Below are 12,308 nucleotides of genomic sequence, written 5' to 3' on the forward strand. Positions count from 1 at the left end.
TTATTGAGCGATTCTTACGTTCACTGATCTTTAAGAACACCTCCATAAGCGTGTTTACCGAGCTGAATATTAAATACAAACTGGGATGCCACGAGAGAGTCTTTCCGTTATCCCCCTTTTATTGTATTGTTCTTTTAGCTCCTGAAGAGTATTCTTCTCTAATTTAGAGGGCATGCGTTCGCCAGATTTCCTTCCTGTACTTCTGCCTCCACACCATCTTTTCTAGTCAATGTGCTATGACCAAGTCGTTCCTTTTCTTTAGACACTTACGGCTTAATTTCATTGCTATTTTAGTCATAATAAATCACTCCAAAAGTTAAATTGCTGCTCTAACTTTTGAAGTGCATCTCGAAAAAACTCTCGAATCAATGTCCTTCTTCGGGTCATTGATTCGTTCCCATACTCATCAACTTCACATCCACACTCACTCTAAACTCCAATTCAGGATAGGCTTCTTTCCACGTCTCATAAAGGCCATCCTTTTGCAGTCTCGTGGACCGGTAACGCAAGCCGAAACCGAAAGGATCCAATTTCTTTTCCTGCATATCCTTCAAGAGATGAAGTATTTTCTTTTTAATTTCCTCTTCTGCCATTTTGTCGTACTTATCCAATTTAGATAAGGACAGCCTTTGTTCAGACTCACCTACTTCTCCTGCCATTGTCACCTTCATGTCAATCGCCTGCGGTACTCCATTTTTCGTGATAATTTTGTACTTCATTTTAATTCTGTCAAAATTCAAAAGCAGCCTCATCTTACCTTGCTCCGTCTTATAAGAGAAACCATTAGCATCTTTGAAGAGAGAATTGTAATATTTTGTTTCGATGTTATCAAGCGAAGCGGACTCATTTTCGCCTCCAATAACCAGACTTTTATTGACAATAAGTTCTTCATGATCGCCATTTGTCGTAATAACTGGCAAGACAGGACTTATTCCTTCCATGATATAATCTCGTCTCAATTGAAATAAATACGTTGTGATAATATAAGGACTTTCCGTTCCTGAATCCCCAAAATAGTTAAATAAAGAGACAGAAGCAGGCGCTTCCGTTTTTGGCTCTGTTTTCAATACCTTCTCAGCGGATGGTCGCGCCGCCGCTACGTAGGCAATCAACTGAATATCGCCCCTTCTGGTAAAGAAGTCCATAAACGGTCGTAAAGATCCCGAAAGAAGTTCTTCGTTGATGACAATTACCTTCATATGTCCAAGTTCTAATACTTTATCAACATGCGTCTCTAACATCCTAATTGACTCTCCTATTGTTTCCCCCTCTTGAGAGAGATACGCATAGCTTGGCTGTGTTGACTCCTTAATGGCACCGTAGGGCAACGCAATTTTCAACGTAACTTTATAGCCGTTCTCCATATTTTCCGAAGGATCCACTCCAATTGCAGAGACGAATAACCGTTTATCAATATCTTTAAAGGCACAGCCAGATTGAAGAATAACTGTTCCTATCAGGAGGAAGGTCAAAAGTATGTCTTTAACAGAAGATCGTCTATATTTCAAGAGTTTGCCCTCCGTTTCACCAACATCAACGTCCCCATAAGCAATATAAAAAGGAATGGTAATGTACCGTAAAAATAGTTGATATACTTAAACAAACCATATTCTGTTATTTTAACAGCGACAACTATACTTACCGTCCAAAAAGCGATGATGAGAATACTGTTCGCTATCGTCCTTTTTTTTCTTTTTTCTAATTTATCGATTCCTAAAGCGCCTTGAAAAAATTTTAACGACACATGCCAATGAATCATAATGTTTAAGAACGCAATGGCAAGGAAAATCAAAAGGAATATAAAAATAATACGTTCGACTACTCCAAATTTCATTCGAATTGAATCCGTGGTTACAATCCATGGATAGAGAATATCTTCAATTCCATCAAAACCAATAAAGCCAATTGGGATAAAATAGGTTGTAAATAAAACGAAGAAGCCCATCCCTCCGACAATCAGTCCCTCTTTAATACCAAATTTCATTTTCTTCTTTATATATTTATTAAAATATAGCATGTCAAAAAAACCCAAGAATATATAGGAAGAGGCTGTAAATAGGGTATAATTGGGGAAGCTGTTTACATTCATAATCGCTACTCCAACATTATCCCAATCCAATTGTCGATCTAAATATACTTTTAATAAGAAATATAAAATTATGGGGACAAGTAATACAAGAATGATTTCTATTGTGTACAAGACACTTCGACCTTTCATCACTAAACCAAATGTAATAAACAGAATGAAGGTGCCGACAATTGAATAAATAGACATTTCAGGTGTTAGGTATCGGAGCAATATATCCGAATACGTAATCAACGTTGCCAACCCACTAACATACCAATTGATTGCAAAGAAAAGAAGCAACGGAACAAATAACCATTTCGATAAATATGTTTCCATTAATTCTGGAAGTGTTTTTCCAGGAAATGAACTTAGTAATCGAATCACTGACCAAGTGGCAAACACTCCGAAAATCAAAGCCAACGCCATGGAAGTAATTGCCCCATTATTACTTCCGCTTAGAAGAACCCTTGGCAAAGAGGCTGCTATATTCGCTATCATATTAGTTGTAATTAGAAAATAGACGAATCGACTCATCTCTTACCCGCCTTTAATTCCTTTTCACGATTCCACCAATACATGCGTAGGTAAGGCTGTCCTAAACTGTCTTTGTTCGACAAAAACATAATAAGCCCCAACATTCCTAAAACAAGTCCCGCCAACCCGAACAATGTCGCATAAAGTAATAGGAAAAATCGGCAGATCCTAATAGCGTAACTCATCTCATTGACCGGAATTACGAATGTAGATATGGCAACGAGGGAAACGACAATTACGATAATATTGGATGCTAAAGCAGCCTCGACAACAGCGGTTCCCAAAATTAACCCACCGACCGTTGTGGCTGTTGCACTAATCGTTACAGGAAGACGTAAACTGGCTTCCGTGAGTAGTTCGATAAAAATCAACATGAAAAACACTTCAATAAATGATGGATATGGAACACCTATCCGACTTGCTGCTACTGTAAGAGCAAGTTCTGTTCTGAATACGTCCGGATTATAGGATGTAACCCCCACATAAATTCCCGGCAGCATGAGACAAGTGAAAAGTCCGCCGTAGCGCAAGACCATAGCTCCCACCATAATCCAATAAGAATGGTACCTATCTTCCATAGATGCCATAAAGTCAAAAAAGACAATCGGCGTCACAATAGCATGCGGACTCCCATCAACCAAAATGATGACTTTTCCAGCCGTTATATTGTTAATCAATCGATCAGGGCGTCCAGAAAGAAGGCTCGTGGGGAACAGGCTGCGTTTTTTGTTATTCAAATAATATATCAACTCATCTGCAGCTTGAACCAATTCAACATCCAATGGTTGGAGTCGTTCCTTGATCTTATCCAGCACGCCCGGTCTGACTCTATCCTTATCGTAAAGAAGGGCAATACCTCGATTTGATTGTTCATCCAATTCAAGTGTCTCTACAATGAGGGATGGATCGTGATAACGTTGCCGAATTATATTGATGTTAATTTCCAAACTTTCACTCATCCCCATTTGAGGGCCATGCATAGTCGGTTCCAAATCCGCCTCTTGCACCATATTATTTGCTACAATTTTTAATTCCAGCAAGGTCAGTTGATTGTTAACCATGACCAATACATTACCTTTTGTCAGTTCGATCATTACTTCACGATCACCGGACGGTAACTTGGTTTTATACGGCAGCGAATTGATATATTCCGCGTAATGTCTTTCTTCCTTCATTTCAAAAAATGGTTTCACAATGACGGATTGCAGTTGAAGTGGGTCGACTACACTTTTCAAAAACAGAAGATGAACTTTCTTTCCTTCTATCGTCAAGGTATTTTGTACAATATCATCAGATGGTTCTAGTTTTTTGGTTAGACGTTTCATGTACTCGGGGGTATTCGGATTTTCTGTATTTTCATCCATTTTCCTGTCACTTCCTCAATGCATCTCGTATAGACCGTAGCTTGCCCGAAAGTCCATAAATTTAGTCAAAAATATCCCCTTTTCAATTCTTTCATAAAAAAATACATAGGAAATTGTTTTAGGCGGTCGGAAACTGGCTATTATATAAAAAGGACTTGATTTTTAAGGAGAGAAAGGAGGAAATGCTATGAATTTAGCAGCCATTGGAGTACCGGGGTTAATTATCATCTTAGTTATCATTTTGATTTTATTTGGACCACGTAAATTGCCCGAGGTCGGTTCTGCGGTAGGAAAAACTTTAGCAGAGTTTAAAAAATCCGCAAAGGATATAATGGATGACGATGATGACCAACCAAAAACTGAAGCACAGAAAACTGAAGTACAAGAGCAGGTGAAGTAAATGACAGTACCCACAGAAGAAAAACAAACGAATGAACACGTTGCATCTGTCGGGTCAAAAGATTCAAGTACCAACGATTCTACGATGGAGCCGACACTTGTAGAGCATTTGACGGATCTGAGAAAACAGCTGGTTAAAAGTATTGCTGTCTTTTTAGTCTTCTTCATCGGAGCTTTCAGTACGATAAATTTGTGGTTTCCTTATGTAACGAGAGGTCACAAACTTATCGTCTTGGGACCATTAGAGATCATCACCTTTTATACCACAATCTCTGCAGCGCTGGCTCTCGGTTTAGCACTGCCATTCTTATGCAATTTTTTATGGCAATTTGTGAGACCTGGTTTAAACGAAAAGGAGAGTCGATTCCTCAGTCTTTACTCGCCAGTGATGTTTATTTTATTTGCTGCTGGCTTAGCTTTTGGCTATTTCATTGTCAATCCGTTGAGTTATAACTTCCTAATCTCGTTAGGTGCAATGAATTTCGATATTTTAATTTCTGCACAAGAATATGTACGCTTTTTGCTGCTGACGACCATGCCAATCGGGTTGTTATTCGAGTTGCCAATGGTCGCTATGTTTCTTGCCGCAATCGGTTTATTGACAGGCGATACGATGAAAAAAGTACGAAAGTGGTCATATGTTGTATTGGCCGTTCTCTCTGCATTAATCACCCCGCCTGATTTTATCAGCCAGCTTATTGTACTCATTCCAATGATTCTCCTGTATGAAGCAAGCATTCGCTTGGTGATACATACAGAAAAACGTGCTCAACTGAGAGCAACAGAAGAAAGCCAATCACGGCCGGTGTGATTGGCTTTTTCATAAAATCCCTTTCCGCTTGCTTGATGAAGGGATCTGCAGTTCTTCTCGATACTTACTGATCGTTCTTCTCGATACCGTAATTCCTCGTTCTTTTATAAAGTAATCCGCAATTTTTTGATCGGATAACGGTTTTCGTTTGTCTTCTTTTGCGATTAAAGTTTGTAACAAAGATTTGACCGCCGATTGGGAGATACTATCACCGTCTTGACCGGATAATTTGGAAGTGAATAAAGAACGCATTTCGAAGGAACCAACCGGAGTTTGCATTACTTTATTTGACACTGCCCGACTCACTGTAGATTCATGCATCTCGATGCTGTCGGCTATGTCTTTTAACGTCATCGGCTGCAACGCCGCAAAACCTTCCTTAAAAAAAGATTCCTGTTTTTTCAGCATTTCCGTTACAATTCGAATAATCGTATGACGTCGCTGCTCGATACTCGACAATAGCCATTGTGCTTTTTTATGGTATTCGCTTAAATATGAAGAGAGCTCTGATTTTCCTTGCAAAGACGATACGTATTCTCGTTGCAAACCAATCTTCGGCAATCCTCGATCATTTAAATGGAATGACAGCTTTCCTTCTGTCTCTTCTACAACGATATCCGGTATCATAAATTCGGTAGTCACTAGTGAAAGTTCTGGACACGGCCGAGGATTCAATGTTAGGACATAGTCATGCAATTCATTTACCTGCAGTAAGGAAATCCCCATACTCTTCGCGATTTTCTCCCACTTTCGTTCCGCAATCAGCGTTAGATGATCACCAATAAAAGTCTCGACTAATTCGGGATATATATCACTTCTCCTAACCTGCAGCAATAGACATTCCTGTAAATTCCTTGCGCCAATACCCGGAGGTCCGATTTGTTGTAAAAGCTCGATTCCCAATTCTATGCGAGAAGGGTCCATAAATTGCATGTCTGTAGACAAGTACCCATTATCATCCAAGTTGTGAATGATAGCCTTTAACAATTGTCTTGTCTCACTATCTGGGAAACTTACATTCACTTGCTTGATCAGTTGATCACGTTTACTCTCTTCTTGCTGCTTTACCCAATCCTGTTGTTCTGCTCCATTTCCAGAACTCTTAGTAGAGATTCTTTCCTGAAAGGATTCATTTCTATCGGATTCTTTTAACTCAATCAGTGGATTTTCTAATTCTTGTTCTCTTATATATTGTTCTAAATCATAAGTGGATAATTGTAATAACTCAATGGCTTGTCGCAATTCTGTCGTCATACGCAAATGCAAATCCTGTTTTTGCTGTAAAACCATTTCCAAAACCCATTCCTCCTTAAGATTTATCCACACAATAACTTCAAAGTTGAATGCGCTTTCATTTGTCTGACTCTATCATAACATGTCGCTCAAACTTTTCGATAGAGAATTTCTCCTAGATTGTCTTATCTATCGCATCCAATCTACCTTGTATGCTATAGTCTAAATATTCGGTAGTCTTATATTTAGCATATTAACGGTTTGGAGGCTTGGATATGAATCCTTTACTTAAAAAAGCAATTCTTAAACCTTATGAATTTAATCTGTCAGCTAAAGCAGCCTGGAAACAGTATCAAGATCATGGAATACATTCAAATGATTCTATTCGTCACGAAATTTATGAATCCTGGGAGAATTCCAAGAGTCTTGGTGTAAATCCTCTTCAATCAAAAATACAAGAAGTTGTGACCCACCACGATTTAGGCAATCGCTTACAACAAAATGAACAATTATTGTCGTATGCAACCCCAAAAACCACACATATTTTAGAGTTATTAAATGAGTCACAAACTATGTTATCCATTACCGACCGCCAAGGAACTATTTTGTATTCCTGCGGAAACAGACAAACACTAAAGCGAGCTGAGGCGCTTAACATCTCGGATGGCGGTACATGGAGTGAGAAATCAGCCGGTACGAATGCCGTTGGAGTCACTTTGAAAACTAAACAATCCGCTCAAGTACTATTTTCCGAGCACTTCTGTGAAAAAAATCATGATTGGTATTGTGCGGCTACACCAATTATTGCTCCTTTTACAAAAGAGCTATTGGGAATCGTCAACATTGCAGGTTCTAATCCGAATCTCCATCCCCATACATTTAAGCTAATTATCGCAGAGACTCAAAATGTATCAAATTCAATTATGGGACAAGTATATGAAAGTGCAGTACGTGACAATCTATTTTTGAAAAATACGATAGAAGTGGCTGACGAGGCTATTTTGGTGGTGGATAGCGGAAAAAATATTATAGAAAGAAATATAATTGCGATGACCAATCCAATTATTTCTCAGGTTTCACAAATTCAATCCCTTATTGGATTGGAAGAACTTTTAATCCACACCATGAACGGACAGAATATCCTGAATGAAGAAGTGAAGATCAAACATTCAAAACAAATTTTTCGTTGCTCCATCCAGCCGCTTTCATTCCAAGATATATACTTAGGTGCCATTATCACTTTAAGGAAAACTAAATCCTTTTCAAAACATGAGCATAAACCTGCTTTAAAGAAAACTACAAATAAGAAATCTGACCCATTTCTAAATATAACTGGTTCATCTACTAGTTTTTCTTATGTCATAAAACAAGCAAAAAAGGCGGCTGCTATTGATGCGACAATTTTCCTTTCAGGAGAGACTGGTACAGGAAAGGAAGTATTCGCACAATCCATCCATCAAGCAAGCGAAAGAAGAGATCATCCTTTTATCGCAATCAATTGTGGAGCCATTCCAAAAGGATTACTAGAAAGTGAATTATCGGGATACGAAGCTGGTGCGTTCACCGGTGCCAGAGCAAAGGGAAGCCCAGGGAAATTTGAAATGGCACAGGGCGGCACCGTTTTCTTGGACGAAATTGGTGACATGCCCCTTGATCTTCAAGTTCATTTGCTACGCATTCTTGAGGAACGTGAAGTGACAAGGATCGGTAGTGCGAAGCCCATTCCAATTGATGTCCGTATCATCGCCGCCACGCACCGTGACTTATCACAATCTGTCACAGATGGCCTTTTTCGTGAAGACCTATTGTATCGTCTAAAAATTATTCAATTAACGTTACCTCCACTTCGGGAGAGAACATCAGATATCTCTGAATTATCTCATCGTTTCATCAATGAACTAAGCAATCAATTTGGAAAACAACATGTACAAATCACGGCAGAGACAGTACAATGTCTCATTGATTACCACTGGCCTGGCAATATCCGCGAATTAAGAAACGTGATTCAGCAAGCGTTATTTAATCTGGAAGGTGAAATGCTTACTCCTGCGCATCTACCTTTAGAACTAACTTCAAACTTAAAGCAAACTGACAAAGAGCAGTTACTCGAATCCTTACAAGCTGAAAATGGAGTAGTTACCCATGCTGCCAAACGTCTCGGTGTCTCACGCGCAACTATGTACCGACGAATGAAGCAATTTAATATTACCGCACGATAACCCGTCCTCTAATGGATCAACAGCCTCCTGTTGATCTGTTAGAGGTTTTTTGCTACAGTGAGGCACTTTTCTGTCTCACTGAGACACTCTGGATCCCTCCATTTAATCCGAATTTAGTTGATATATTGAATAAAACCCACAGTATCATAGTCTCTTAAAAATTTTCGTTTTTTCGGCATGCTTCTTGCAATATATAATAATGCATCATCAAAAGAGCTAATTTATTATTTCTTTAAAAGTTCATTTTATTTTCATGAAAGCAGGTGATAGAAAGTTATGGAAACATTTGATTTAGCTGTAATTGGGGCAGGTCCCGGCGGCTATGTCGCAGCAATTCGTGCGGCCCAATCGGGAAAAAAAATAGCTCTCATAGAAAAAGGTAAACTTGGCGGCACTTGTCTACACGTTGGCTGTATTCCTTCCAAAACTCTTTTGCAACATAGTGAAATGATACAAGTCATCCACAAGGCAAATGATTGGGGTATCCAGACAGGATCTATGTCGATTGATTTCCCCAAATTAATGGACCGGAAAAATCAAGTGATTGACACGTTAGCACAGGGAATTCAGTACTTAGTAAAAAAAAATCAAATTTCATTATTTCAAGGGATTGCTACAGTCACTACTGATCGAGTCGTTACAGTGAAGGATAAACACTTCAAAGCCCAAGATGTAATTTTAGCGACTGGAAGTAAACCATTTGTCCCGTCAATTCCCGGACTTGATCAAGTGGACTATTTAACAACAGACACTTTTTTCGAACTTCGGAAGTTACCCAGTACACTTGTAATCATTGGCGGTGGTGTCATTGCCATCGAGCTCGCCTTTGCCATGGCACCGCTTGGTACATCTGTCACTGTTATTGAAGTAGCAGACAAGATTTTATTGTCAGAGGACGAGGATGCAAGAAAAATTATCTTACAACGCTTGAATAGATTAGGTGTACTTGTTGTAACAAGCGCGGAGATCAAGAGCGTCACAAAAGACAGTGTAATAGTTAAAGATACAATCTATCCTTATGACCAACTGCTTGTTGCAACAGGTAGAACTCCTAACCTAGAAATAGCTAATCAACTAGATTTACAGCTTGCTGATTCGGATCGCTATATTGCAGTCAACGATCATTATGAGACGAGTACAAAACATATTTACGCGATTGGCGATATTGTAGAGGGTTATCAACTGGCACATGTAGCGAGCGCGGAAGGTTTGACGGCCGTTCAAGCAATCCTAGGAGAAGAAGTTTTACCACTGGACTCCTCTTCCATTCCACGATGTGTCTATACACATCCGGAAATTGCTTCATTCGGTCTTAGTGAACACGAAGCTTCAGAGAGTGGTTATCAAGTACGGACGACCCTCACTCCCCTATCTGGAAATGGAAAAGCACTTGCCATGGACGAGACAGAAGGCTTTGTCAAAATTATTGCCGACACAACATACGGAGAAATTCTTGGAGCAGTGATTGTTGCTCCGAATGCGACAGAGTTAATTCAGGAATTGTCAGCAGTTAAACATGCAGAAGGTACGATGTTTGAGCTGGCCAATTTTGTTCAGGCGCACCCTACTGTCTCAGAAGCAATCGGGGAAAGTGCTAACGCATTTTTCGGTCTAGCTATTCATAAATAGAATGTCATAAAGGAGGAATTTATTATGGATCAGCAAACAGCATTATGGATTTATCAAAAGATGAATGAAATTCGTTTTTTTGAGGAGGAAGTGCATCACATATTCGGAAAAGGTCTAATCCCTGGATTTGTTCACTTATACGCTGGAGAAGAAGCCGTCGCTACTGGCGTGATGGCACTACTGGATGACGAAGATTATATTACGAGTACACACCGCGGACACGGACATGCCATTGCAAAAGGCTGCGATATTAAAGGTATGATGGCTGAAATAATGGGCAAAAAAGATGGCTTGGGCGGCGGAAAAGGCGGTTCCATGCACGTTGCAGATATAGACCGGGGAATGCTCGGCGCCAACGGGATAGTTGGCGGTGGGTTCGGGTTAGCAGCAGGAGCCGCATTAACCATTAAAACGCTTGGGCAAAGTCATGTAGCAGTCTGTTTCTTCGGAGATGGGGCTTCCAATGAAGGGACATTCCACGAGGGGCTTAATTTAGCGTCAATCTTGGACTTACCAGTAATTTTTGTCTGTGAAAATAACCAATTCGGGGAAGGCACTCCTTTCCGTTATGCTTCAGCATCTGAAACCGTAGCGGAACGCGCACCTGCCTATAATATGCCTGGCGTTCGGGTAGACGGAATGGACGTGGAAGCCGTTTACGAGGCTACTGAGAAAGCTATTAAACGAGCTAAGGCCGGAGAAGGCCCTACTTTAATTGAATGTGATACGTACCGACATTTCGGACATTTTGAAGGAGATGAACAAAAATATAAAACCGACCAAGATCCAAACAGGGACCGTGATCCAATTACGGAATTCCGTGAAAAAGCTACCAAGAATAAATGGATGACTTCAGAACAAGCGGACGAAATTGAATCAAACGCGAAGAAGACAGTTGAGGATGCAGTAGCTTTTGCAGAAGCTAGTCCACTTCCAGATGAATCCACACTTTACACGGATATTTTTGCATAAGAAAAGGGGGAACTGACGATGACGGAAAGAAAAGTCACTTTTATGACAGCAATCAATGAAGCAATGGCGCAATCCATGCGTAAAGACGAATCTGTTATTCTAATTGGTACAGATGTAGCAGGCGGGGCAGAAGTTGATCATTTAGTCCAAGATGACGGAAGATATGACGATGCATTTGGTGGGGTGTTCGGTTTATCCAAAGGGCTTGTTACTGAATTTGGCAGAAGACGCGTCATTGACACACCGATTGCAGAACACGGCTACTTCAGCGCAGCTGTCGGCGCAGCAGCAACCGGCTTACGCCCAATCGCAGAATTGATGTTCAATGACTTTGTTGGTTTTGCACTAGATCCTATCTTGAACCAAGGAGCAAAAATGCGCTATATGTTTGGCGGAAAGGCAAAAATCCCACTTACCGTACGCACGGTCCATGGGGCAGGCGCAGGAGCTGCTGCTCAACACTCCCAAACATTGTATGGATTGTTCGGTGCAATTCCCGGTGTAAAAGTGGTCGTTCCTTCCAATCCTTATGACGCAAAAGGGCTCATGCTAGCAGCAATCGAAGACGATAACTTGGTCGTCTTTTCGGAGGACAAAATGCTTTATGGCATCAAAGGAGATGTGCCGGAAGACTATTATACAATTGAAATCGGCAAGGCGAATGTAGTACGTGAAGGAAGTGACCTGACAATTGTGGCGATAGGTAAAATGGTGCAGGTCGCTCAAGAAGTAGCAGAGCGACTGAATCCCGATGGTGTCGAGGTAGAAGTAATCGATTTACGAACGATTGCACCATGGGATCAGGAAACAGTTATTGAGTCTGTGAAAAAAACAGGCCGCCTAATTGTTATAGACGAATCCAACCCGCACAACAATACAGCGACAGACATCGCATCTGTTGTAGCAGATAAGGCATTCGACTATCTAGACGGTCCAATTAAAACAGTTTGTGCACCAAATACACCTGTTCCATTTGCCGCTAATCTGGAAAAAGCATATATACCAGATGCCAATAAGGTATTGCATGTAGCTGATGAAATCATTGAAGACTTAAAGAAATCTCATACAATGTAGGAGGT

The 12,308-nt window shown here is 40.3% G+C and carries 10 protein-coding genes; 6 read left to right on the top strand and 4 right to left on the bottom strand.

Annotation, left to right across the window (positions count from 1 at the left end; translation table 11 throughout):
- Positions 1-383 precede the first annotated feature (383 nt).
- The 3 genes from MKX97_RS14680 to MKX97_RS14690 are packed head-to-tail and all read right to left on the bottom strand — an operon-like array spanning position 384 to position 3,966.
- Positions 384-1,508 carry a Ger(x)C family spore germination protein gene (locus MKX97_RS14680; RefSeq protein ID WP_176132607.1) on the bottom strand — a complete coding sequence of 375 codons (1,125 nt, stop codon included), beginning with the start codon at positions 1,506-1,508 and terminating at the stop codon, positions 384-386.
- Positions 1,505-2,602, bottom strand: a complete 1,098-nt coding sequence (locus tag MKX97_RS14685) for a GerAB/ArcD/ProY family transporter (protein ID WP_078818561.1) — start codon at positions 2,600-2,602, stop codon at positions 1,505-1,507. Before MKX97_RS14685 ends, MKX97_RS14680 begins: the two co-directional genes overlap by 4 nt.
- Positions 2,599-3,966, bottom strand: a complete 1,368-nt coding sequence (locus tag MKX97_RS14690; RefSeq protein ID WP_009498679.1) for a spore germination protein — start codon at positions 3,964-3,966, stop codon at positions 2,599-2,601. Before MKX97_RS14690 ends, MKX97_RS14685 begins: the two co-directional genes overlap by 4 nt.
- A gap of 187 nt (positions 3,967-4,153) precedes the next feature.
- Between MKX97_RS14690 and tatA the strand changes: the two genes are divergently transcribed.
- Positions 4,154-4,366, top strand: coding sequence for a twin-arginine translocase TatA/TatE family subunit (gene tatA / locus MKX97_RS14695; protein ID WP_078818562.1), 213 nt, complete (start codon positions 4,154-4,156; stop codon positions 4,364-4,366).
- Positions 4,367-5,176 (top strand): twin-arginine translocase subunit TatC, encoded by an 810-nt coding sequence (gene tatC, locus MKX97_RS14700; RefSeq protein ID WP_078818563.1) that lies wholly within the window; start codon positions 4,367-4,369, stop codon positions 5,174-5,176.
- Positions 5,177-5,185: 9 nt separating this feature from the next.
- Here the strand turns inward: tatC and rpoN are convergent, their stop codons facing one another.
- On the bottom strand, positions 5,186-6,466 hold the full coding sequence (rpoN, locus tag MKX97_RS14705; protein WP_342537515.1) for an RNA polymerase factor sigma-54: 1,281 nt from the start codon (positions 6,464-6,466) through the stop codon (positions 5,186-5,188).
- Between the two features lie 218 nt (positions 6,467-6,684).
- On the opposite strand from rpoN, the gene MKX97_RS14710 reads away from it, so the two are divergent.
- The 4 genes from MKX97_RS14710 (at position 6,685) to MKX97_RS14725 (ending at position 12,303) form a co-directional block, all read left to right on the top strand.
- A complete protein-coding gene (locus tag MKX97_RS14710) occupies positions 6,685-8,628 on the top strand; it encodes a sigma-54-dependent Fis family transcriptional regulator (protein ID WP_009498683.1) in 1,944 nt (647 codons plus the stop codon).
- 276 nt (positions 8,629-8,904) lie between these two features.
- Complete coding sequence (gene lpdA / locus MKX97_RS14715) at positions 8,905-10,257, top strand: dihydrolipoyl dehydrogenase (RefSeq protein WP_340760482.1); 1,353 nt, start codon at positions 8,905-8,907, stop codon at positions 10,255-10,257.
- 24 nt (positions 10,258-10,281) lie between these two features.
- On the top strand, positions 10,282-11,229 hold the full coding sequence (locus tag MKX97_RS14720; protein WP_009498685.1) for a thiamine pyrophosphate-dependent dehydrogenase E1 component subunit alpha: 948 nt from the start codon (positions 10,282-10,284) through the stop codon (positions 11,227-11,229).
- Positions 11,230-11,247: 18 nt separating this feature from the next.
- Positions 11,248-12,303, top strand: coding sequence for an alpha-ketoacid dehydrogenase subunit beta (locus MKX97_RS14725; protein WP_078818567.1), 1,056 nt, complete (start codon positions 11,248-11,250; stop codon positions 12,301-12,303).
- Positions 12,304-12,308 lie beyond the last annotated feature (5 nt).

The sequence above is a fragment of the Sporosarcina sp. FSL K6-3508 genome (assembly GCF_038615825.1).
GTDB lineage: Bacteria > Bacillota > Bacilli > Bacillales_A > Planococcaceae > Sporosarcina > Sporosarcina newyorkensis.